The sequence below is a fragment of the Dyadobacter sp. HNCC25DJ187 genome, from assembly GCF_056895255.1.
In genome coordinates this window covers 99947-123634 of sequence record NZ_JBXHAT010000005.1, presented here as the reverse complement: position 1 = coordinate 123634, position 23688 = coordinate 99947, and the positions used below count along the sequence as shown (strand labels likewise).

Genomic DNA, 23688 nt, shown 5'->3' with positions numbered 1-23688 from the left:
TAAGTGAAAAATTTCCCGGTGAGTTTGTTCACTTGGAAATTTTTCTACTTTAATTTAACTTACTTCAAATATCAAAGTCATGAGCGAACTAGAATTATTAACCAAAGTATCTCAACTGCCCCTGAACCTAAAGGAGGAGGTTGCTGATTTTGTAGATTTTTTGATAGACAAACATAATATTAAAAATTTACAAAAAAGGAAGTTGAAATTTGGGATGATGAAAGGCACCTTTATGATGAGCCAGGATTTCGAAGAACCTTTGGAAGATTTTAAAGACTATATGCCTTGAGTTATTTATTGGATACCCACACGCTTATCTGGTTTTTAGAAGGAGATACTTCATTATCAACAAACGCCTGCCTCGCAATCGAAGATGAAAACAGCCAGAAATATGTTAGCATAGCTTCATTATGGGAAATTGGCATCAAATTGAGTTTAGGAAAACTTAAATTGAAAGGATCTTTCGAAAGTTTTTTAAATGAGTTAGCATTAACGGATATTCAAATTTTACCTATTTCTCCTGTACACACTCTTCGTGTAAGTCAATTGGAATTCTTCCACAATGACCCATTTGACAGATTAATTATCTCACAAAGTCTGGAAGATAATCTATCTGTAATCGGAAAAGATCCTAATTTCCCGCTTTACAACACTGCTCTATATTGGTAGTCGAACTCCACCACCACAAACTCGGCCACGGCCCAAACATTCTCCTTGCCTTCCACGGCATTGGACAAGATGGCATAAGTTGTTTTCAACCCTTTGCCAATCATCTTGGGGATCACTACACCATCTACGCATTCGACCTTTTTTTTCATGGAAAAAGTGCCGACTTGGAACACATTGATTTGGTAACCAAGGATGTATGGGCACAAACAATGAATATTTTTCTTACTAAAGAAAACATTTCGCGTTTCGATGTGGCCGGTTTTAGTATGGGAGGACGCTTTGCACTGGCTACCCTGGAAACATTTTCTGATCGCATTAATAAAGCGTTTCTTATAGCACCTGATGGCGTTTCGGAACATCCGCTATACACGCTGGCATCCCGATTTGCGCCAACGCGCTATTTGTTTAGATGGCTGATGCACAATCCGAACCTACTTTTTAAAACGGCAGCAATACTGCAAAAAGCAGGCATCATACATAGCAGCTTACACAGGTTTACATTACAGGTTTTAAATACTCCTGAGAAACGATATTCCATTTATAATTCGTGGGTAGCATTCCGGAGGCTTCATTATGATATCACTTTGCTGTATGAAACCGCAAGATCCTCCCATGTGGATTTGTATCTTTTTATTGGAAAATATGATAAGCTACTTAAAGCTGAAAATGTAAAAGAGCTCTCTCAGCTACTCCGTGCCGACAAATCTATTCTGCTTCAAAGCGGACATGCCCAACTCGTAGAAAAGGCAGCAGATTACCTGAACAGCAACTCCAGGCAGGCACTTAAAAACAGTCCTAAGAATAGATAAATCATCTCTTGATTTAAATCATTAAATAATATAACTTTCTGAACATCAAACTATTCAGAAGTTATGAACATAATGGATCGAATCGAACATTGGGGCGATACACATCATCCGGCATGGCTGGATGCTGTTCGTATTGGTTTAGGCGTGTTGCTTTTTGTAAAAGGTGTCAGCTTTATCAGCGACACCACGAAGCTTTCAGAGTTGATCCGGGAACTGGATGTCCAACTCTGGACTGTAGGTGCTGTTCATTATGTGGCATTCGCGCATATTTTCGGTGGATTTCTGATTGCAATGGGATGTCTGACACGGTTATCTGCTCTGGTCCAGATTCCGATCCTGATCGCAGCGGTATTTATTGTAAATATGAGAACCGGATTTTCTTATCTCAATTCTGAGCTGTGGCTATCGCTGATCGTACTCTTTCTGGTCGTCTTATTTACTGTTGCAGGCTCCGGCAAGTTCTCAATGGATGAGTGGATGAAGAACCACAATAACTAAACTATGCAGCATCAGAAGTAGCTTTAAAAAGATATCTCTTCTTATATTCGAGGGGCGTCATCTCAGTTACTTTTCTGAAATGACGATAAAAATTAGACACATTATTAAATCCACATTCAAAACAAATGACTTCCGTAGCCAGCCTGTCTTCAATCAACAAACGGCAGGCATGGCTGATACGGATTTCAACAAGGAAATCATTGTAGGTTTTCCGTGTCATTAGTTTAAAATATCTGCAGAACGAGGTGACGCCCAGGTTCGCAATGGCAGCGACTTGTTGCAATGTGATGTCATTCCGGTAATGCGCAAGTGTAAACTCATAAATCTTATTCAGCCTTAGTGTTTCCATATCGCTGGATTTGTAAAATGCATGTCCTGAAGTAATATCGGATCTCTCAGGCGTTTCGGCAAGTATATTTAATATCGATAGTAGATGAATAAGCCTTTCCATGTTGGTCGCCTCAACTGCACGCAGCATCAGTTCAACAATTTTAGCTTTCGCTTCCCCTTGCACAACCAAACCTCTTTTCGCCCTTTCAAATAGCCTTGGCAGCAAATAGGCCTCAGGCAAGTTCAGGAAATCACTACCCAGACAATCAGGCAAAAAATGAATTACGATAACCTCCACGTCTGCATCTATACCTTCTTCTACCCGCCAGACATGCGGCAGATTCTCTCCTAATAAGATTAATTCTCCATCTGAAAAATTACTGATGTTATCTCCTATGAGACGCACTCCCCTACCCTTGATCAGGTAGTGCAGCTCCAATTCAGGATGATAGTGCCATACGGTGCCAAAGCCAGCTTTTTGCTCGTGCCGGATACTGAACGAATTTTGCGATTTTACTGGGACGCGATGAAAATGCGGCTTCATGATTTATCGGGAATTTGCATTCTCAGTATAAGACAGTTTTTCAATTATATACTTAATTCACCTATTCTATCCAGTACATGCTCCCGCCTGGGGTACGAGCTACATAGCCGATTGATCACCTGTATATAATGCCCGGAGAAAATATTCGCTTAGAAGTCTTTATATTAGAATAGTGCAACTGCGCTATTTCAGAAAACTAGCCTGAAATTTCGCGCATAATCCAACTATTTTCATCGCTCATTAACACCATTAGACAGTGCAATTTAGTAAATGAATCTAAAACCATAACAGATTTTAAAAAGTAACATATAGGTAAATACAACCGTATGTGTTTAGTATTAATCATTGAACAATACATACATATTTATGAATTATTTTTATATAACCAGACTATATTATTACAGAAATAATATTATTCAGATTAAATAAATTATGCACAAATATCTGATATAGAAAAACTTATACCAATAAAAAACCGTCTATTTATCTTTATTTTACATCACTGTACAAAAACTATTTGGTATAAAATTGATGATGGTATTTATAGGTTCTTCATAAATGATCCCACCTAGAATAGCTATTTTCAATTACATAGATGATACTATTCCTTATAATTCTGAACAGAAAACAAGGAAAAATTAACATGATATTAGAATAGCTTTTGAACCAGATTATTTTATTAAAATAGAATTATAAGATCAATTTTTATTCGAATTTTGCTACATTTTTATCGGTGTTTATGCTTTGCATTATAAGAATATAAATATATTTGCTCAACGCATTTATGATCTACTGCATAAGAAGCTTTATGTAAAAGATTATTTGGCAAGGATTAATTAGCACAACTCCAACAAATTGAAAATCTAAATTTTGCGCCATAATCATTATTTATAAACATCTATCCTTGGATCATTCATAATTCCTAATTTAACGAAGAGGAACTGATCCAGAATTTTCACAGAAACCTTGATAACAGCGCGTATACACGGTTGGCTTCCACTGTATACGAAAGGGAAGCGGCATGCCCAAATAATATGATTTATTCACTTAACTATCAACTCAAAGCCAGTTAACAATACGATATCAAATCATTTTATCTTAAAAAGGTCTGAGTGCTGCTATAAAACGGGCGCTCTGAAGGGCTTGCTATTGCCCAACGTTTATCCAAATCGTTAGCTCAAACGAGCTGTATTACCTAAGAATTTTCACTCCTTAATTATTAAATCATTATGCGTAAATTATTCTTTTCTTTATCTGCCGTTGCGGCAAGCTTATTTTTGACACCTGCAATGGCTCAAAGCACATCAGAAGAAGACTATGACAAAGTTTCTATTGGATTATCCTTAAACCATGATGCTTTCTTCGGATTCAATCCACAGCTTAATGGATCCATAGCTACAGGCAAGAACACAGCATTTACTTTTTATGGTATTCAATGGGGTGCCGGTACTGCGATCGCCTGGGGAAACTGGACCGAGTTTGGTGTCGGATACAGCTTCAAAGCAGGAGAATCAATCACCATTAATCCACAGGTAGGCTTTACGATGGGTAACTTGCTATCCTCTTTCACCGCTGGGAAATACGCAATCGGTGACGGAATTGTACCTAATTTGACGGTCAACCTGAACAATAGCAAGACAGAGGGACAACTCTATTTTGGATATTACGGAGCACTCCGCAAAGAAAGTCCGATCACTGCGAATTATGTGCACTATTGGGCCAACTTTGGCGGAAAAATCAAACCATTCCTGTCTGCCGGTGCACATTTCGAAAATCTGTTTCGTTCAGGAGGCGAAGGCCAGCCAACCAGTACATCCCAGTACTACACATGGCTTGGACCTTATGTTCAATTTACAAAAGGCAATGCTGGTCTGAGGTTTTCTTTCGGGGGTAATCTTGCCGGAAATGCCGCAAAAGCTAACTTTGACGGTGATTTCTATAAAATGAACATGTTCTTCAATTTCTAATTGAAGATTAAACTGATCAAAAATTTCAAAAATTATATTCTGAGTAGTTAAGTTAAAGTACCCGCTGGTCCAATTTGTCGGAATTGGCGTAAGCGGGTTCTTTCTTTTTATTTGAGGAGATATTTTTACTCAAAAGGCCCTATTCCAGAGAGCTATTGCACGACTTTAATCCTATTTGGCAGATAACCAGCTCAGGTTAAATCGATAGTGAATACTGCTGCTCACCAAATGAATTACATGATCGGGGGATTGTGTAATTGCCAGATAACCCCTTGGTTCCGCATTTGTTTTATCCATTTCAAACGCACCTGTCCATGCTCCTCCATTGAGATAACGCTCTTTCCCATCTGTCAGTAACTTTTTAACAGGCCATGTTTTACCATCATCGTACGATAAGGCAGCATACATCCCAAAGCCTTTGTAAGTACCACCCTTCCCATCTGAGAAAAGCATCCCTTTTTTACTTTCGTCAGACTCTTCAGGATGGTGGGTAAAAGAGATCAGTAACAGCGGCCCTTCTTTCAAACGCAAAAAAACAAGCCGTTGACCGCCAGCAAGGGGAGGAAATTCAGAGGCGGAATAAGTCCAGGATTTGCCCATATCCTTTGAAATACTCATAGGCATCCGCATGACACCGTTCGCATCGGCGATATTGTTATTCCGTCCCAGCGCCATCAGCCTGCCATCATTGAGCTGTACCACGCCGGCATGAATACCCGCAATGAGTCCGCCTCTACCACCAGCTTTAAACTCCGGCACCGCTGGATTCGTATACGGATTCTCCCATGTTTTTCCACGGTCCTTACTGATGTGAATAGCAGTGCCACCCACAGGTCCGGGATCAGCATCTCCAGCCTGTACCAACCATCCTTCTTTTGTTTCAAACATGCCCGCTATCACCTGATTACGAACCTGATGTTCGGGATCTGCCAGTATAGGAGCCGACCAGGTCGCCCCATTATCCGTACTTGTCCGAAGTACCATCGCGAGGTTTTTCCAGTCTCCATCCGTTTCCACGCCATTCATGAAGTATAGAGTACCTTTTCCATCGTGAAAGACAGACGACCCAGTCATATTTCTGTCGGGTACTTTGAAAAATTCGGATGGCTTATCCCACTGGCTTTGTCCTGCCCGCAAGCGGCTTCCAAGTATGGTCATTTCTCTGCCCGATTCCTGATTGGTTGAAAACCAGATAGCCAGCAGATCCCCGTTTGGGCACCAGGCAATAGCCGGACAATGGTTGTGGTGGAAAAACGGGATATCATCCGGACATTCCGGCTTGTGCACATAGCGTACCGGTTCCATGAAGAGAGGTTTTGACTCAGCAGCTTTTTCCCATTTAAATTTCTTTTGTGAAACATGCTGAAATACTTCGGCAGGAGTCACAGCCGGAAGCGGTGTCGACGATGGGTAGTCCCCTTCTACAACCCTAAATCCAAGCTGAAAATGCTTGTCTTCTGGAATCATTGCCATTCTGTTGGAAGAACGCAAGTAGGCTACCGGCGTTCCGTGACTTCCACCCCTCGTTACTCTGAACAAACCTGAAATCCTGCCTACAGGATCGCTCTGTTCACCGGCTGCATATGGTCCATACCAATCCGAACACCATTCCTCCACATTGCCATGCATGTCATACACGCCAAATGCATTCGGCTCTGCCTGAGCCACTTTGAGAGATACAATTTCAGGATTTCGGTCTGTTTTCTGACTTTTGAGATGTGCTTTTGATAAAAATCTGCCGGTAGAAAAATCAGTGACAGTCCCGGCACGGCATACATATTCCCATTCTGCCTCAGTAGGCAAGCGGTACTTTTTCCCTTCTTTTTTACTCAGCCATTCACAAAAGGCTATAGCATCCTGATAGCTCACAAAAATAACAGCTTCGTCATCCGCTTTAGAAAAGCCGTCCTTTCCTCTTAGTTTCTTATGCGATGGATCAAAGTCTTCATATTGGGCATTGGTAACTTCCGTTGTCGCAATTTTCAGATTTCTCACTGAAACCCTATGAATAGGGTTTTCATCAACTGTTTCACCTTCACCCTCCGAACCCATGTAAAACTTACCCGCAGGAATCTCAACCATTTGAATTCCAACTGAATTTTTTTGAGCAAAAGAATCATTTGCTGCTGTAAAGAGTAAGGCAATAGCAAGAATCCGCGTCATAAAGGAGTTATTATTTAATCAGATATTTGTCAAATATACTATCAATACCGAGCTCTTCCTGTAGTTTCTCAACTTGAGTAAGTAGTGTATCCATCCGATCTTTCAGATCTTCCGACAATACGCCTACATCTCTACGCGTGAATAAAGAAATTGGGAAGCCTCTTTTTTGAAGGCTATACTTGGCAATAACCGGATAAACCGTATGTACAATATCCATCGTATCCACGAAAAACTGCTGCACTTTTCTGACCTGTTCTTGTTTCTCAGAATCGTTAAAATGCTTACAAATCCAAACCACCAGTTCCGGATAAATGTTACCCTGAATACAGGAAAGTCCTGAGGCACCTGCTTTCAAAGACGAAACCGCATTCACCATATAGGCATCGTACAGTCCGAATTCATAACCCTTTGCCACATCTAGCCTTCTCACAACCTCTCCATCATCCAAACAGGTATCTTTGTGATATACAATTCTGTCACTTTTCAGCAATTCTGCCAGTACATCACTATTAATCAATCGCTTATAAGGAACCGGGCACTCATAAAAACCGAGTGGTATGTCGTCCGTTAATGCGATTAACTCCTTTGCTCTGTCCATGAACACTTGATCCGACTCCCCTTCTGAAGCAATAAGCCCCGAAATGACAATCACTGCCTGCACTCCGGTACTATATATACGTTTTATGAATTCCGCTTGGGCTGCAATAGGTCCGCCAAATGTACCCGTAGCCACTACCGGCACCCGCCCAGCGACCTGATCCACGACAGTTTGCGTAACCGTCAAACGTTCCTCGGCAGTCAATTCAAACATTTCGCTCGAAAGACAGTTTGCAAAAAGTCCTGCAGCACCTGCTTCAAGATAAAATTCTGTTAAAGTCTTTAATCCTTCATAGTCAATATCTCCATTATCAAGAAATGGAGTGAGCATCACAGGGATAAAGCCTTTCGGTAATGAGGAAGGGTTAGGAATAGCAGTCATAGCTAGATTGGTTGGTGTTCTTAAATAGATCTTATATTGAAAACTGCTGAGCACAACAATTCAGTAAATCAACAGCAGCCGTAATCAGAATACATCTTACTTGTATTAGTGGGTATCCATCGCCACTTCCTGCTTTGAGGCTTTATTTCTTTTCAGTTTTGTGAGTAGTAAGCCAACCAAAAATATAGTCAGCGTACCTACTACCATGATCATATTTTGATGTAGAGGATTTCGTAAATAGGCATACTCATCAGAGAGCTTAGGAGAAAATGTCATCCATACAATCACGATAATGCCAATTATTGTAGCCGTGAGCGCTTCAGTGTTTTTGGTAGTTTTTGATATAATTCCCAGCAAAAACAAACCCAGCATACCTCCGGCAAAAATTCCCGATAACAGCCACCATATATCCAACACACTTTTCACACCTATCATAGCTATGCCGGTAATCATTCCCAGCAGACCGAATCCGGTAGTGGCAATATACAGTAGGGTCATGGATTGCTTCGTATTCATATCAGGCTTGATGTAACGCTGATAGATATCAACTGAAAAAACCGTTGCCGAAGCATTCATACCCGAACTGATGGTACTCATGGCTGCGGACATAATAGCGGCCACGATCAATCCCAGCAAGCCTACCGGAACTTTCGTCACCATAAAATGAGGCATAACCTTATCGCCATATTCGGCCGGGGTGAGGGTATAAGCCAATTGCTGAATTGCCGCTGAAGTTCCTCCGGGAAGCCGCTCGGCAGCCGCCTGAAGCCTTACAGCATTTAGCAAATCCGGACTACTTTGATAATAGGCATACAAGCAAGATCCGAGCAGAAAAAATATCAGCGATACCGGTAAATACAGATACACACAGAGCCATACTGAACTCGCGGCCTCTTTAACGGACGAAGTTGTATGATAGCGTTGTACGTAATTCTGATCCATTCCAAAATTATTCAGGTTCATGAAGAACCCATACAACAGCACGACCCAAAACGAAGATTGTACAAAATCCGGAGCAAATGTTCCCAGGCTGAATTTATGATCAGCGGTTCCTATATCTATTATTTTAGACATTCCACCATCCATCCCGCTCACCACAAGATACAGAATGACCAGAGCACCGATAGTTTTGATAACACCCTGTACTACTTCTGTCCAGATCACCGCTTCCATTCCCCCCATTACCGTATACAGTACGATACAAATGCCTACTACAATCATGATCGTAGACATCGGGTAACCGGTCAGCGCCTGTAAGCTTAATGCAATTCCGAAGAAAATCGAACCCATTCGGGCTAGCTGAGTCAGCAGAAAACAAACTACAGCATACGTTCTTGCCCATGGGCCAAAGCGATGTTCAAGATGTGTATAAGCCGACACCGCTCCTGTACTCCGGTAAAATGGGATGAAAAATTTGGTCGCAACCCATGCAGCCAGTGGCATAGACAAACTAAAAACAAAGGAATTCCAGTTGCTTCCATAAGCCTTACCCGGCACGCCCAGAAATGTATTGCTACTCAAAAAAGTAGCGTAGATGGATATTCCTATAGCCCAGCCGGGAATTTTACCTGAAGCCTTGGTAAACTGATCGGCAGTAGTATTTTTTCTCGAAAAGAAAACACCTACAGCCACCATTGCCACCAGATAGGCAATCACAATAGCGAGATCAATAACAGGTAAGGATTTCATTCTACTTTTTGAGTAAGTATAACTTAATTGCAAATAAACAGGATTAAGTTGATGATTTTATGTGGTTTCATATCGAATTATTGTAGGATATTAACATACACCTTTATAATTTAAAATTACTTTAAGATTCCAACCAATTCTAGCAGATAGCTGTCATTCTGAAACTGACCGGTTTAGCCGGATGTAGAATTCGATTATAGGTTTTTAACTGTAAACAGCTCCATTATGAAGATGCACTATATCACTTTATCCGTTTTCGCTTTGGCTTGGGGAAGTTGTAAACAGAACAACACTATACCTGCTGTAGCCTGCTATCCGGAAGTTAAGGATGTCAGAAGAAGTAACCATGTGGTGGATTTTCAAGTAACATATCGAAGCTCAGGCGGACTTATTAACGGAGGTCGTTTGGATCTTTCCGAGGGTTCAAATGCATGGAGTGCCTGCAACTTGCCCGAGGAGTTTAAGAAAGACAGTCTGGATTTATTTGTGACAGGATACTTCTTAACCTCACCGGAATTAGAGTTAATGAATCTGTATCCGGTACCTTTTGAGGTCACCTCAGCCAGACTCAGGTAGAAACCAGTGGATAAGATTATTACTTCTGAACCGCTGTCCGGTCTTTGAAGAAATACCCCATTCCCAAAGTCGATACTACGATTAATACCAGAATAACGATTTTTGTTGCCAGTCCTTCATTCGGGTGTTCCAATAAATAGGCAATATCCTGCGCTTCCTTGCCGGCCCAAACTGCCAGTATTGTTCTTGGGATCATACCCAAAGTTCCACCTGCAATAATCTGTTTGAAACGGGCACCTGCCAATGAGAAAAATAGATTTGCGACCGCAAAAGGCAAGACAGGAGAAAGCTTCGCAAAGAAAATGAGCCTCAATTGATTCTGATGAAACCGATTCAGAAGCCGGCCAGCCTGCGGATAAATACGTATCAGATAATTTCTCACAGAGTCTGGTTGCAGAAAACGGGAAAGAAAAAACACAATAGCAATTGCCCCCAGATTCAATGCAAATAGCAATGGAATCGCAATCCATCCCAGAAAGTAACCATATACCAACGCCAGAAATGTAGGAGGCGTGAGCGCCAGCGAGGATGCAATAGTAAGTAACAAGGTGATACCGATCCATATTTCCATCGACCATCCTCTCAGCATGTTTTCATGACTTATTGCCCACGCCGTTGCCAGTGATGTGCTAATCAATGGAACGATGGTCATCAATACACTTATAATTACTGGTAGCGAAAATTTCCCGCCCGACGATTTTTCTGACTGCATTGTAATTAAATACTTTCTCCCCTTCCAACGCCACAGGTAGCTAAAAGGTTTTTGAGAATTCTATCTTTGTACAAATAGCCATCGGTAGCCAGCGATCGGCTTTCAGTTCAATAACAGTTATAAGTTAGAAAACATGAAGTTCGCAACAAAAGCCATCCATGCGGGTATCGAGCCTGACCCTACTACAGGCGCTATTATGACGCCCATTTATCAGACGTCGACCTATGTGCAGGAAAGTCCGGGGAAGCACAAAGGTTATGAATATTCACGCACACACAATCCCACCCGAACTGCATTGCAGAATGCGCTGGCTGCGCTGGAAAACGGCAGACATGGCATTTGCTTTGCATCGGGACTTGCTGCCACGGATGCTGTGCTCAAACTTTTTCGCCCCGGAGATGAAATTATTGCTACCAGCGATATCTATGGAGGATCGTATCGGATCATGAAAAAAATCTTTGAAGCATTCGGTCTCGTCTTTCACTTTGTCGACATGAGTGATGTTGCTAATATCGAAAATGTGCTTACAAGCAAAACGAGGCTGGTATGGATGGAAACCCCTACCAATCCTTTGTTAAAGCTAATTGATATTGAAGCTGTAACATCGCTTTGTAAACAGAGAAAAATCCTGACTGCGGTTGACAATACTTTTGCATCCCCATACCTGCAGAATCCGCTGGAACTAGGTGCAGATATCGTCATGCACTCGGTGACCAAATACCTCGGCGGACACTCGGATACAGTAATGGGTGCTCTGATCACAAGTAATGATGAGCTCGCCAGGCAACTTGCCTTTATTCAGAATGCGAGTGGAGCTGTTCCGGGTCCACAGGATTGTTTTCTGGTATTGAGGGGAATCAAAACACTGCATATCAGGATGCAGAGACATTGTGAAAATGCGATAAAAGTGGCTCAGTGGCTTGAAAATCATCCCAAAGTAGGTAAGGTATATTATCCGGGGCTACTTTCTCATACAGGTCATGATTTGGCAAAAAGACAAATGCGCGACTTTGGTGGAATGCTTTCTTTTGAGTTGAAAGGGGATGTATATGAACAGGCTGTCTTAACCATGGAACGACTTCAGCTATTCTCGCTTGGAGAATCACTTGGAGGAGTAGAGTCGCTTTGTACACACCCTGCCAGCATGACGCATGCAAGTATACCACGGGAAGAGCGAGAAAAGGTAGGATTAAAAGATACACTCATTCGTCTAAGTGTTGGTATTGAGGATGTTGATGATCTTATTGCTGATCTGGAGCAAGCAATTGACTAATGCTTTTTTGCAATCGAAAACCAAAAAGCTTACTTTTGGAACCTTATTTTAAGCATCTAAAAATCAATCATTGATATGGAATTAACAGGAACTGTCATTGCATTACTTCCGGAAGTATCGGGTCAGGGCAAGAACGGGACATGGCGCAAGCAGGAATTCATCCTTGAAATCCCGTCGCAATACCCTAAAAAAGTATGTATTGCTCTTTGGGGTGATAAAATTGACCAGGCTAGCCTAAAAGTAAATGATTCGGTAACGGCATCTATCGATGTGGAAAGCCGTGAATATAATTCCCGCTGGTACACAGAAGTAAAAGCATGGAAAGTTGACAAAGCAGGAAGTACTAGCAATAATGCTCCTGCCGCAGCACAAGCCGGAAATGCTTTCCCTCCGGTTACCACTTTCACTGAAGACGAATCAGACGACCTTCCATTCTGATTTTGTTAATATGAACCAGCTCATGCTTGTTTTTGTAGGAGGCGGTCTGGGGAGTTTAGCCAGGTTTGGAGCTGGAAAAGTATTTTTAAGATGGTCGTCGGTATTTCCTTTTGGTACACTGACGGCCAACATACTTGCCTGCCTGATTATCGGTCTCTTTGCAGGTTGGTCGCTGCAAAAGCCGGAAGAGACTATAAGTAATTACCGCGCCTTTATAGCCATTGGCTTTTGCGGCGGTTTCAGCACATTTTCTTCATTTACCAACGAAACCATTCAACTGGTTTTGAACAATAGGCTAACTGATGCACTCCTTAATGTACTCTTGAATATGGTACTATGCGTTGTAGCGACACTGGTTGGTATGTGGCTGGTAAAATAACTCAGTTTGACTGATAAGACATCGACATGGTAAATTTGTCTATCATTTCGTGCGGGTGCACTTCCAGTATACGCGCAAGGACCATCACAACCAGTGTATTGGATGCAATTTTCCTGGGTATACCGGCAAAAGCAGCAAATAGGTCAACCGTTACGGATTCCTTCTCGTCGAGCAGCTTCATCAGCTTTTCTTCTTTTTCCCCATATTGGAACCGGATATCTCTTTCACTACGTCCACGGCGCATGATTTCCTTCATTTCACGACTGGCCTGGATAGACTTATCCTGAACACGAATATACGCCTGTCGGGAGCCGGATTCATCCACAACATAGTGTGGTTTGTCTATACTTTTTGGTATCGTTATTACTAATACATCACGATCCGATGATATAGGAATTTTCTCAGTCTTGTAGTTGATTTTTGGGAAGATATATTTGTCGATGGCTTTGGTGAGCGTGTATTCGTCTTCCTCAGCATCTTTCAGGCCTTTGATCGTCTTATCGTCCCCTACGCCCACAAATAGCTTTCCGCCACCTGTATTGGCAAACGCTACCATTTCCCTGACAATTTTTTCGGGGTGATTGGATTTCAGTTTAAATTCCACGTGCTCACCCTCACCTTTCTTAACCAGTTCTCTCAGCAATCGAAGTTCCATTAGCAGAATGGATTGAATATCCCGAATTATGACAAATTGTTGCAGCGTATTCTGTTTGCCTGTTGCTTTGTTTAGATGAACAATTTACGTTTTTGATTGGTATAAAAAAAGCCTGCCTGCCGGTTTTTTAGAGGAGAAATAGGGCAACAAAAAAGACGGCCTGAATGAGCCGCCTTCGAATTTAATATTCGTCTTCATTAAAGAAGAAATCATCTTTCGTCGGATAATCCGGCCAAATTTCCTCAATGCTTTCATAAGGTTGTCCGTCGTCTTCTAGTTCCTGTAGGTTTTCAACAACCTCTAACGGAGCGCCTGTTCTGATTGCAAAGTCAATTAGCTCGTCTTTGGTAGCTGGCCATGGAGCATCTTCAAGATATGACGCAAGTTCGAGTGTCCAGTACATAGTATTTTCGCCTATTAATAGTTTCTAACAATTTCTGCAAAAGTAAAAAATTCTGCATCTTTTAATAGCTTTAAGCGAAAAAAAAGAAAAATAATTGTTTTTTGTAGAAAAAAAAATCTATAATTATTTTAACACACTGTAAATCAAATAGATGTATTTATAAAATTTAGATTAAAATCCTGCCAACTTTCTTCTTCACGGCAGACTGACCCCCATTCAGGACGTATTTACCAGACCAGCTTTTACTTTATGCTTACGCCCGATGGACCTAATGGATTCATATAGTACTAGCGATTTTCTCCTTCACTTTTGTAATTTCCCGTATCCATTTATTTTATCTCGATTATGACTATTGAAGTTTGCGCCTATTCACTGGAATCATGTATTAATGCTCAGGCTGGCGGAGCCAAAAGAATTGAACTTTGCAGCGGACTCGGCGAAGGCGGAACAACTCCCAGTGCAGGATTGATTGAACTGGTGAGGGAACATGTACAAATAGAACTTTATGTTATGATTCGCCCACGGGGAGGCGACTTTGTCTATGATATTTTTGAAGAAGAGATCATGAGGAAAGACATCGCATTAGCCAAGAAATTGGGTGCAGACGGTGTTGTTCTTGGCATTTTGCAGCCCGACGGGCAGGTTAATATAGAGCGCACAAAAGACCTCATCGAATTTGCGCATCCCATGAAAGTCACGTTTCACCGTGCCTTCGATCTCACACCTGATCCCCTCAAAGCTTTGAAAGCTGTCATAGCAGCCGGTGCATCACGCATACTCACATCCGGTCAAAAACCGCGTGCAATTGAAGCGGTGGAGTTACTGGGCAAGTTATCCAAAGAAGCAGGATCCGCTATAGAAATCATGGCCGGAGGAGGTGTGAACCATCTAAATGCAGCAGAGTTGGCTGGTGCAGGCGTCCATGCATTACACCTGACAGCCAAAGCATTCCGTCCGGCAAGACAAAAGTTTTTTCCTGAAGGCATCTCTATGGCAGGCGAAATTCCTGACGAGCGATCTGTCATGTACAGCGACATCAATCTCATTGAAGCCATCGTACAAGTAGTTTCCTGATTTTTTACGCTTGAAGAAAATATGTTGTAAACCCAAAGTTTGCTTTCTATGAAAATTTTCAAGGCTATCTTATCTGTCGCCATTACAGCCGGACTTATTTATGCGCTAAGCCGTCCCTGGGGACCAGCACCGGCTTTGGGTCCGTTTCTGAGCCCATTTTCCGGATTCTGGCAAAACGGAGAAAAGCAGGAAATTGCGCATGATGAGATTGTATTGAAAGCCAGTTTACTTCATGACGAGGTGATTGTACGCTTCGATGATACAGGTGTACCTCACATTTTCGCCAAGAATGATTTTGACCTGTTCTATGCACAGGGATACCTGACCGCCAAAGACAGATTGTGGCAGATGGATCTGCAGACGCGTGCCGCTGCGGGCAGACTATCCGAAATTCTTGGCCCGGCCACGCTGGAAATGGACCAGAGAAGCAGACGACTCGGAATGGGTTACGGAGCGGAAGCAAACCTGAAAGTGGCCATGAGTGAAACCCGCTCTAAAACTGCTCTGGAAGGCTATTCAGCCGGAGTTAATGCATATATTGATCAGCTCAAACCAAAAGATTATCCTGTAGAATATAAGCTATTAGGTTATGCGCCGGAGCCGTGGAAGCCGATCAATACCATGTATATGCTCGAACAAATGACGCTTACACTGGCGGGAAGAGCCAATGATCTTCGGATCACCAATGTTCTGAGGAAATATGGCAAAGGAGTCATCGCGGATCTGTTTCCCGATTACCCGATGTTTCAGGAAAGTCCGATTATACCTGACGGCACCAAATGGGATTTTCAACGCCTGCCGATACCTGTTGAAAACCCTTTGAAAAAGGTGGATTCTGTTTTTATTAATAACCAGACTACAACAGCCGGTGTTATTCTGCCCAGGGATGAAAATAAACCGGAGGGAATCGGAAGTAATAACTGGGCCATTTCCGGTGACAAATCACTGACTGGCTATCCTATACTTGCCAATGACCCGCACCTGGAACTTACGCTTCCGTCTATCTGGTATCAGGTTCAGTTGCACACACCGGAGATGAATGTATATGGCGTATCGCTGCCTGGGATTCCGTCTGTCATTATCGGCTTCAACAAAAATGTAGCCTGGGGTGTAACCAATGTAGATGCAGATGTTTTCGACCTCTATAAAGTTAAATTCAAGGACACGACAAGGTCTCATTACTGGCACGACAACCAATGGAAAGCGACGCGCAAGCGGGAAGAGATTGTATATGTAAAAGGTGGTGAACCGGTGAAAGAACAGGTTGTGTACACACATCACGGTCCTGTAACAGAGTCGGATGAATCGGGAGAAAATGCTCCTAACCTGGCCATCAAATGGATTGGTCATGAACCTGGCAACAGCTTTCTTACTTTTTATGAGCTTAACAAAGCCAGCAACTACGATGATTATCGCGCAGCACTAAAACGATATGTCGGGCCTGCTCAGAACTTCGTGTTTGCCGACAATGGTAAAAATATAGCACTCACTGTGAACGGAAAGCTTCCATTGAAATACAGAGACCAGGGCAAATTTCTGTTGGATGGTACTGATGCATCTGACGACTGGCAGGGATGGATCCCCGCGGACCAAAACCCATTTGTAAAAAACCCGGAGAGAGGATTTGTGAGTTCGGCCAATCAATCCTCTACAGACCCGAGCTATCCTTATTATATCAATTGGATCTTTGCTCCTTCTGAACGTGGCGTGCGCATCAATGAACGGCTAGCTGTTATGAAAAGCGCAAATGCTGATAGTCTGAGGTCGCTTCAGAATGATAATTTCAGTGTATTGGCAAGAAATGTGTTACCAAGGCTTTTGTCTGTTTTGGATGGCTCACCGCTCAGCCCGGCGGAAAAAGCGGCGAAAACTAGTCTGGACAAATGGAATTACCAGAACAATCCTGAATCCATACCAGCTTCCCTATTTGAAACCTGGTTTCCATTACTGCAATCCTTTATCTGGGATGACGAATTTGGTTCTGAAAAGCTACTAATGAAACAGCCTTCCCGCGATCGAACAATATATATGCTGCTTAATCAGCCTGATGAGAAATGGTTCGATAATATCAATACTTCAAAAAAGGAAACTATGCCTGATATTGTACTGACGAGCTTCAAAGCTACGCTGGATTCGCTCACAAAATACCATGGCGATATGAGTCCGAAATGGCACTGGTCAAATGTTAAAAGTACTGAAATCCGCCACCTCAGCAGAAGCTTGAAATCGTTCAATGCGCCTGCGATCAAAGTGGGCGGCGGCTCGGGCATTGTGAATGCGATTACAAAGCGAAACGGCCCCTCATGGCGAATGGTTGTGGAGCTTGGGCCAAATCCAAAAGCATACGGAATCTATCCGGGCGGACAATCCGGTAATCCGGGAAGTCCTTATTATTTGAACCTGCTAAAAAAATGGGAAAACGGGGAATTGAATGAACTCGTATTTCTTTCTTCTCCGGATCAAACCCATCCGCGACTTACTTCAGGTATCACTTTTAAAAAGAACTGACCAGCTATGAATCTGATCATCATCATCGTAGTCACAGCGATCTGCCAGTATTTCGGCCCCTGGTGGACAGCTGCCCTCATCCCTTTTGCTGCCCTGGCATGGCGACCAACAGCTACCTCCGGCAAGGCTTTTCTGACAGGCTTTTTCGCTATCGCTATACTCTGGCTCGGTTATGGATTTTATCTGCATATGAATTCAGAAGGAGCCATGTCAAACCGGATTGCTCAGATACTTTCGCTCCCTAACGGGTTATTACTTCTCGCTGTCACAACGTTGGTAGGCGGACTTGTAGGTGGATTTGGAGGATTGTCGGGGTATTTGATGCGGAGAATCTGGTGAAGAAGATCAAAGCCGATTTTCAGTAAATTTTGTTATTTTTTGAATAGCAATCATTATTGATGTATATATGAGTAATCGTATTATTTCCGACATACTAAATGAGCCAGACGCCCATTTTTTGCTTCAGGAAGCGCACGCAGTGCTTAACCGGGAGAAAACAAAGCGTATTCAATTCTACAATTAAATTACACAACAAGAAAAGGTAGAATTTATAAACGGTGAGGTGATTGTCCATTCTCCTGTTAAGAAGAGGCATAACCAGGCTTCGCTGCTTCTTGCTCAGCTACTTAATATCTATTCGGCCAAGCATTCTTTAGGTTTCGTAGGGATTGAAAAAATTATGATCACCCTGACCCGTAATGATTACGAACCTGATATATGCTTCTTTAAAAATGAAAAAGCAATCCAATTTACTGAAGATCAGATATTGTTTCCTGCGCCCGATTTGGTTGTTGAAATCATTTCAGATTCTACAGAAGAGCGTGATCGGGGCGTCAAGTATAAAGATTACCAGGCCCATAAGATCGAAGAATACTGGATTATTGATCCTGAAAAACAAACGCTGGAACAATACCATCTTGAAGGTTCTGAATACAGCCTGATTCTTAAATCTTCTGAAGGCTTTGTGAAGAGCTTTATTATATCTGGCTTTCAAATACCTATTCGCGCTATTTTTGACGAACCGGAAAATTTGAAAGCCATAAGTAGTTTTTAAACCCTACAATTCCTCCACACTCACCCCGCCCAATTCCTGAAATAATGTTTGCCAATAATGCGTTACGTGCGGGTTATTTTCTTTGGACGAAGCTGTCGGTTCAAATGGAGAAACAATCGTAACCTGTGGCGAACCGATGGTATATTGCTCCAGTTTTTTAATGTCCGCTTTTGCTGCTTCATCAGCCTGAGCATCATCTTTTGGCGGTTTTACATGAAAATCGCGGCGATCTGATCCTTTCACACTTTCGATCATATCACTGAAATAATATACTTTGATCTCAGCGCCACTTTCATTTGCTTTTGCAATCACCGGCAAGCTGGCCCATATGTCTGTTGCCTGATTGGAAGAACCGGTATTCTGCTGATTGAGTTTTGCAAGCAGCTGTCTGAGGAAAATACCTTTTTCTTTCTGCAAAGAAAGTGAATAAGCCGTTTCTATCGCCTCCCTATCTGTTGCGTTTGCAGCATCCATACTCTCCTTTTCACTCCTTACCATCACCGACATGGCTCTTGCTTTAGACGTATTTTCATGAATAAAATAGACATCCAGCTTATCACCTTTATTCTTCATGTTATTTTCGACTATATCAGTAAGCACCTGCCTGTACTTTTCATTGACATAGTTTTTATTCACATTAACACTCTGTGTCTTATCCAGAAAAACTAACGTATAGACCGGGGTATCAGCCACCATTTTTGTTTCTTCTTTTTCTCCGCCACAAGCCGCGAGCGTCGCTATGATGGCAAATGTCAAAAGGCATTTCAATCGAAAGGAAGTCTTCATGTAATAAAGGGGATTTGTTTTCAGATTCACAGCTATAATACCGGGCGAAGCTAACCAGTTCGTCCATATCATACAACGCGAAACGGAGCAGCAACATAAATATTTTATCAGAAATGCAAAAAGTCCCTTTGCGAATAAAATCACAAAGGGACTTTTTAACTATTCCGGCAAGCCGGTGAAGTAATTATTGCTGACTTTGTTGCTGAATCATCGTTACGAGTTCCTCAGAAATACCTGTGGATGAATAACCTCCGTCATGGAAAAGGTTTTGCATCGTTACGTATCTGGTAAGGTCAGAGAACAAGGTAATGGCATAATTGGCGCAATCGTCTGCAGTGGCATTACCAAGCGGACTCATTTTTTCTGCAAAGTCGTAGAATGCATCGAATCCTTCAATTCCCGATCCTGCTTTCGTTTTAGTCGGAGACTGAGAAATAGTGTTTACGCGCACATTTTTAGCTTTTCCATAACGATAACCGTAGCTGCGGGCAATACTTTCAAGCATTGCTTTTGCTTCAGCCATGTCATTGTAAAAAGAATAAGTACGTTGGGCTGCGATATACGACAAAGCTACTACCGAACCCCAGTCATTGATCGCGTCCAGCTTCTCGCCTACCTGCAAAAACTTATGCAGTGAGATTGCTGAAATATCCAGCCCTTTCTGCATCCATTCGTAGTTAAGATCGCCGTAGGATTTGCCTTTACGTACGTTTACAGACATCCCAATGGAATGCAGAACGAAGTCCACCTTGCCACCCAGGACGTCCATAGACTGGGTGTAAAGATTTTCGATATCTTCTACTGATGTGGCATCGGCAGGAATAAGCTGAGCATCGCAGGTTTTTGCCAGTTCCTGAATACCTCCCATACGCATAGCAATAGGAGCGTTGGTCAGGGTAAATATAGCACCCTCTTCTTTTGCTTTAAGTGCCACTTTCCAGGCAATTGAGTTTTCGTCGAGAGCACCTGATATAATACCTCTTTTTCCCTTTAATAAACCGTAAGCCATAGTTTTGTTATTAATATTAAGTCTGATAAGCCAAACAGTGCCTGGCGATGTAAATCTCTTTTTTAACCTGACAATTCTGATTCAAGCCGGCAAAGTAAAGCATTTTAAAGCAATTTTCCGTTTCCGGAAAGAACCTTAATTGATTTCTAAAGTAGGTTTTAATCCCAGCTGCTTCTGAAAAAATAAGTCTGTTGCTTCATACACTCCCTTTACATCCTTCGAACGCAGGTAAGAAGCAATCACATGATCTGCACTTTCAGGAAATGCTTTTTCCACTTTAAGCGCAGCAGGTGTACCGAGCTGCGGAAACATATCCTGCATGGCTTTTACAGAAACCACCTGATCCTGCTCCTCTTCATTTTTGTAGTAATAACCCAAAAAAACGGGCATTTTAATCTTCCTATATACTTCAGGTCGAGAAATGGCATCTATGGTTTGCTGTAAAGTCAGCAATCCGTTGGTACGGTAGCTTTGCAGCCAGAACATGGCTCTGTCTGGCTCCGGATCCGCATTTTTACGGTATTCGCCCATCACGGAATATAGTATTTTCCTCCCCCACGGCCCGGTGATCAGTTTAATGGCCGGGTTGGCAACAGCCATACACGGAGAGTAAAGAACCAGGCCCTTGATTTCAGGATTTGTAGATGCAAGATATACACTAAGTAATCCACCTGCAGAAGTACCGATCACAATGACACTATCGCCCAATACCTTACCAATAGCCAATGCACGCTTAGCTTCCTGCAAAAAGTTTTCAGGACTGAGGTCGTCAAATGCATCCGGGTCACTTATTCCGGCATCGTGCATACGTGCCAGGTATAGATTCGCTCCATACCTTTTGGCAAGGTCGCGGTGCACTGGCTCCCCCTCTGCCCAACTTGCACCAAATCCATGAATATAAACAATGCTGTAAGGTGTCTTTTCTTTCTTGGTGGAATCTGCCCATACGATACGGGCCTGGTTATCTGGTTTGAGCATCGCGATCGCCTTTTCAGTCTGATTGATCTCCTGTTCCAAAGCCACCAGATCCTGTTTTACAACTGGTAACACTGGATCAAACTGAACAGCAGGCACTTTCGGGCCAGCCAAATAAATAATTCCTAAGACAGCAACAAAAGCTACGATTCCCAATAACACCTTTAACATAAATTATGAATTCAGAAGGTTTTTTAACACCGAAAGTTCGGTAGTTTTAGGCACAAATTTACATTTGATTATAAGTCAAATTCAGGATTCAGAACGAATTTGTAATTTTAGGTGATAACGACATACAAATCTGCGTTATTCACCATCAGTACACATAAACAATTTTCTAACGAGACCGCTTTTCCTATGCCAAACCTGCTACTTGTTGAAGACGATGTTAATCTTGGTTCTTTACTTCAGGAATATCTGATTGACAAAGGTTTTCCTACAGACCTCGCAACGGACGGGCAACAGGGATGGCAGCGCTTTGTAGACAAAGAATATGACTTGTGTATTTTCGATGTCATGATGCCCAAGAAAGATGGTTTTTCATTGGCTAAAGAAGTGCGTATGAGTGGTAGGGACGTACCTATTATTTTCCTTACAGCCAAATCGATGAAGGAAGATACCATGCAGGGATTCCGGGTGGGTGCTGATGATTACGTCACCAAGCCCTTTGATCGGGAAGAACTTTTGTTGAGAATCGAAGCTATCCTACGCCGTTATCGCAAGCAGCCGGATCAGCCAGAAGAAAACAAAGTATTTCAGGTAGGAAGCTACTCTTTCGACTATAACCACCAGCAGCTAAGTAACGGCGATAAATCTGCCCGTCTTACAAGCAAGGAATCCGAATTACTCAAACTTTTCTGCCAGAATATCAATCAACCCATCAGCCGCAGTTTTGCCCTAAAAACCATCTGGGGAGACGATTCCTATTTCAACGCACGTAGTATGGACGTTTACATCACCAAGCTTCGGAAGCATTTTCGTGAAGACGCTTCGATACAGATTATGAATCTGCATGGAGAAGGATTTAAGTTAATGGTTGGGTGAATGGGCAGGGGGATTTGGGCAAGGGCAAAGGGTGTGGGGTGACAAAAACTTTGCTCTTTGAAACTCTCTATATTTCTACGTCGTTCTCCGTGTAATATATTTACTGCTACAAATCAAAAAAGCCGACAGCCGACTGCTGCTCGCCGAAAGCTTATGTTTAATATCTCCCGTCGTCCACGACGCAATAGAAAATCTTCTGCAATACGTGATCTGGTACAGGAAACATCTTTGCAGGTTTCAGATTTTATTTTCCCCATGTTTCTCCAGGAAGGCTTCAACCAAAAGGTAGAAGTGAAGTCGATGCCTGGTATTTACCGGTATTCACTGGATAATTTGCTCGAGGAACTAAAAGAGATTACCGATCTCGGTATCCGCGGTATTGATCTTTTCCCCAATTATCCGGAAAGCAAAAAAGATCGCTTCGCCTCAGAAAGTTACAAAGAAGATACATTTTATCTTAAAGCCATCACGGCTGTTAAGGAGCAGTTTCCTGAACTAGCTATCATGACGGATGTAGCTATGGATCCATACAGCTCGGACGGGCACGACGGGCTTGTTGAAAACGGAAAAATTCTCAATGATGCTACGCTGGAGATTCTTGGAAAAATGTCGCTTGCTCAGTCAAAAGCAGGCGCTGATATCCTTGGACCGAGCGACATGATGGATGGCCGTGTAAAATACATCCGAGATTATATTGACACTGAAGGCTTTACAGATGTCAGCATCATGTCCTATTCTGCAAAGTATGCCAGCGCATTCTACGGACCCTTCCGCGATGCACTAGAATCTGCCCCGAAGTTCGGTGACAAGAAAACCTACCAGATGAACCCTGCCAACAAGCGTGAAGCGCTTCTGGAAGCACAACAGGATTTTGCTGAAGGAGCTGATATGCTGATGGTGAAACCTGCCTTGTCCTATCTGGACATTATCCGTCAGCTTGATGAAAATTTCGATATCCCAATTGCAGCTTACAATGTTTCCGGTGAATATGCGATGATCAAAGCTGCTGCTCTGAACGGATGGCTCGACGGCGACCGCGCTATGATGGAAGTATTGTTAAGCATCCGTCGCGCCGGAGCAAAATGCATTCTCACCTACTTTGCAAAGGAAGCTGCTATTATATTGAATCACTAGTGAATAACCTATGTATGACG

Annotated in this window: 25 protein-coding genes; 15 read left to right on the top strand and 10 right to left on the bottom strand. The window is 42.5% G+C overall.

Annotated elements, in window-relative coordinates; translation table 11 throughout:
- The first annotated feature begins 79 nt into the window (after positions 1–79).
- The 4 genes from vapB to AC1XUE_RS25025 all read left to right on the top strand — a co-directional run bounded on the left by vapB (position 80) and on the right by AC1XUE_RS25025 (position 1976).
- Positions 80–289, top strand: a complete 210-nt coding sequence (gene vapB, locus AC1XUE_RS25040) for a type II toxin-antitoxin system VapB family antitoxin (protein ID WP_483358731.1) — start codon at positions 80–82, stop codon at positions 287–289.
- Positions 286–669, top strand: a complete 384-nt coding sequence (locus AC1XUE_RS25035) for a type II toxin-antitoxin system VapC family toxin (protein ID WP_483358730.1) — start codon at positions 286–288, stop codon at positions 667–669. Before vapB ends, AC1XUE_RS25035 begins: the two co-directional genes overlap by 4 nt.
- A complete protein-coding gene (locus AC1XUE_RS25030; RefSeq protein WP_483358729.1) occupies positions 663–1478 on the top strand; it encodes an alpha/beta hydrolase in 816 nt (271 codons plus the stop codon). Before AC1XUE_RS25035 ends, AC1XUE_RS25030 begins: the two co-directional genes overlap by 7 nt.
- Before the next feature lie 63 nt (positions 1479–1541).
- A complete protein-coding gene (locus AC1XUE_RS25025; RefSeq protein WP_483358728.1) occupies positions 1542–1976 on the top strand; it encodes a DoxX family protein in 435 nt (144 codons plus the stop codon).
- Position 1977: 1 nt separating this feature from the next.
- Here the strand turns inward: AC1XUE_RS25025 and AC1XUE_RS25020 are convergent, their stop codons facing one another.
- Positions 1978–2850: an AraC family transcriptional regulator gene (locus AC1XUE_RS25020; protein ID WP_483358727.1), complete on the bottom strand. Its 873-nt coding sequence runs from the start codon at positions 2848–2850 to the stop codon at positions 1978–1980.
- A 1229-nt stretch (positions 2851–4079) separates the two neighbouring features.
- On the opposite strand from AC1XUE_RS25020, the gene AC1XUE_RS25015 reads away from it, so the two are divergent.
- Complete coding sequence (locus tag AC1XUE_RS25015) at positions 4080–4817, top strand: DUF6733 family protein (RefSeq protein WP_483358726.1); 738 nt, start codon at positions 4080–4082, stop codon at positions 4815–4817.
- A gap of 171 nt (positions 4818–4988) precedes the next feature.
- Here the strand turns inward: AC1XUE_RS25015 and AC1XUE_RS25010 are convergent, their stop codons facing one another.
- From AC1XUE_RS25010 to AC1XUE_RS25000, 3 genes are all read right to left on the bottom strand, one after another.
- Complete coding sequence (locus AC1XUE_RS25010) at positions 4989–6980, bottom strand: SUMF1/EgtB/PvdO family nonheme iron enzyme (RefSeq protein WP_483358725.1); 1992 nt, start codon at positions 6978–6980, stop codon at positions 4989–4991.
- A 10-nt stretch (positions 6981–6990) separates the two neighbouring features.
- Positions 6991–7959, bottom strand: a complete 969-nt coding sequence (locus tag AC1XUE_RS25005; RefSeq protein ID WP_483358724.1) for a dihydrodipicolinate synthase family protein — start codon at positions 7957–7959, stop codon at positions 6991–6993.
- A gap of 105 nt (positions 7960–8064) precedes the next feature.
- Positions 8065–9648, bottom strand: a complete 1584-nt coding sequence (locus AC1XUE_RS25000) for a sodium:solute symporter family protein (protein ID WP_483358723.1) — start codon at positions 9646–9648, stop codon at positions 8065–8067.
- A 225-nt stretch (positions 9649–9873) separates the two neighbouring features.
- On the opposite strand from AC1XUE_RS25000, the gene AC1XUE_RS24995 reads away from it, so the two are divergent.
- Positions 9874–10224, top strand: coding sequence for a hypothetical protein (locus tag AC1XUE_RS24995; RefSeq protein ID WP_483358722.1), 351 nt, complete (start codon positions 9874–9876; stop codon positions 10222–10224).
- A 19-nt stretch (positions 10225–10243) separates the two neighbouring features.
- On the opposite strand, the gene AC1XUE_RS24990 is transcribed toward AC1XUE_RS24995, so the two are convergent.
- Positions 10244–10936 carry a TVP38/TMEM64 family protein gene (locus AC1XUE_RS24990; protein WP_483358721.1) on the bottom strand — a complete coding sequence of 231 codons (693 nt, stop codon included), beginning with the start codon at positions 10934–10936 and terminating at the stop codon, positions 10244–10246.
- A gap of 94 nt (positions 10937–11030) precedes the next feature.
- Between AC1XUE_RS24990 and AC1XUE_RS24985 the strand changes: the two genes are divergently transcribed.
- From AC1XUE_RS24985 to crcB, 3 genes are all read left to right on the top strand, one after another.
- On the top strand, positions 11031–12209 hold the full coding sequence (locus AC1XUE_RS24985; protein WP_483358772.1) for a cystathionine gamma-synthase: 1179 nt from the start codon (positions 11031–11033) through the stop codon (positions 12207–12209).
- Between the two features lie 75 nt (positions 12210–12284).
- The gene (locus AC1XUE_RS24980) at positions 12285–12647 is read left to right on the top strand and encodes a DUF3127 domain-containing protein (RefSeq protein ID WP_483358720.1); all 363 of its coding nucleotides are present in this window, start codon (positions 12285–12287) and stop codon (positions 12645–12647) included.
- 10 nt (positions 12648–12657) lie between these two features.
- A complete protein-coding gene (gene crcB / locus AC1XUE_RS24975; RefSeq protein ID WP_483358719.1) occupies positions 12658–13026 on the top strand; it encodes a fluoride efflux transporter CrcB in 369 nt (122 codons plus the stop codon).
- A 1-nt stretch (position 13027) separates the two neighbouring features.
- Here crcB and AC1XUE_RS24970 read toward each other — a convergent pair whose 3' ends face one another.
- A complete protein-coding gene (locus tag AC1XUE_RS24970) occupies positions 13028–13681 on the bottom strand; it encodes an AlbA family DNA-binding domain-containing protein (protein ID WP_483358718.1) in 654 nt (217 codons plus the stop codon).
- 181 nt (positions 13682–13862) lie between these two features.
- Positions 13863–14084 carry a DUF2795 domain-containing protein gene (locus AC1XUE_RS24965; RefSeq protein ID WP_013927448.1) on the bottom strand — a complete coding sequence of 74 codons (222 nt, stop codon included), beginning with the start codon at positions 14082–14084 and terminating at the stop codon, positions 13863–13865.
- Between the two features lie 345 nt (positions 14085–14429).
- On the opposite strand from AC1XUE_RS24965, the gene AC1XUE_RS24960 reads away from it, so the two are divergent.
- From AC1XUE_RS24960 to AC1XUE_RS24945, 4 genes are all read left to right on the top strand, one after another.
- Entirely contained in the window at positions 14430–15158 is a 729-nt protein-coding gene (locus tag AC1XUE_RS24960; protein WP_483358717.1) for a copper homeostasis protein CutC, read from the top strand.
- 48 nt (positions 15159–15206) lie between these two features.
- Positions 15207–17666, top strand: coding sequence for a penicillin acylase family protein (locus tag AC1XUE_RS24955; protein ID WP_483358716.1), 2460 nt, complete (start codon positions 15207–15209; stop codon positions 17664–17666).
- Between the two features lie 6 nt (positions 17667–17672).
- Positions 17673–18005, top strand: a complete 333-nt coding sequence (locus tag AC1XUE_RS24950; RefSeq protein ID WP_483358715.1) for a hypothetical protein — start codon at positions 17673–17675, stop codon at positions 18003–18005.
- A gap of 184 nt (positions 18006–18189) precedes the next feature.
- Positions 18190–18720 carry a Uma2 family endonuclease gene (locus AC1XUE_RS24945; protein WP_483358771.1) on the top strand — a complete coding sequence of 177 codons (531 nt, stop codon included), beginning with the start codon at positions 18190–18192 and terminating at the stop codon, positions 18718–18720.
- Between the two features lie 3 nt (positions 18721–18723).
- Here the strand turns inward: AC1XUE_RS24945 and AC1XUE_RS24940 are convergent, their stop codons facing one another.
- The 3 genes from AC1XUE_RS24940 to AC1XUE_RS24930 all read right to left on the bottom strand — a co-directional run bounded on the left by AC1XUE_RS24940 (position 18724) and on the right by AC1XUE_RS24930 (position 21661).
- The gene (locus AC1XUE_RS24940) at positions 18724–19506 is read right to left on the bottom strand and encodes a hypothetical protein (protein WP_483358714.1); all 783 of its coding nucleotides are present in this window, start codon (positions 19504–19506) and stop codon (positions 18724–18726) included.
- A gap of 184 nt (positions 19507–19690) precedes the next feature.
- Positions 19691–20515, bottom strand: a complete 825-nt coding sequence (locus AC1XUE_RS24935) for an enoyl-ACP reductase FabI (RefSeq protein WP_483358713.1) — start codon at positions 20513–20515, stop codon at positions 19691–19693.
- A gap of 135 nt (positions 20516–20650) precedes the next feature.
- On the bottom strand, positions 20651–21661 hold the full coding sequence (locus tag AC1XUE_RS24930; RefSeq protein ID WP_483358712.1) for an alpha/beta hydrolase: 1011 nt from the start codon (positions 21659–21661) through the stop codon (positions 20651–20653).
- 186 nt (positions 21662–21847) lie between these two features.
- Here AC1XUE_RS24930 and AC1XUE_RS24925 point away from each other — a divergent pair, with 186 nt between their 5' ends.
- Both AC1XUE_RS24925 and hemB read left to right on the top strand, forming a co-directional pair.
- Complete coding sequence (locus AC1XUE_RS24925) at positions 21848–22534, top strand: response regulator transcription factor (RefSeq protein WP_483358711.1); 687 nt, start codon at positions 21848–21850, stop codon at positions 22532–22534.
- A 153-nt stretch (positions 22535–22687) separates the two neighbouring features.
- Positions 22688–23668: a porphobilinogen synthase gene (gene hemB / locus AC1XUE_RS24920; protein ID WP_483358710.1), complete on the top strand. Its 981-nt coding sequence runs from the start codon at positions 22688–22690 to the stop codon at positions 23666–23668.
- Positions 23669–23688: the final 20 nt, after the last annotated feature.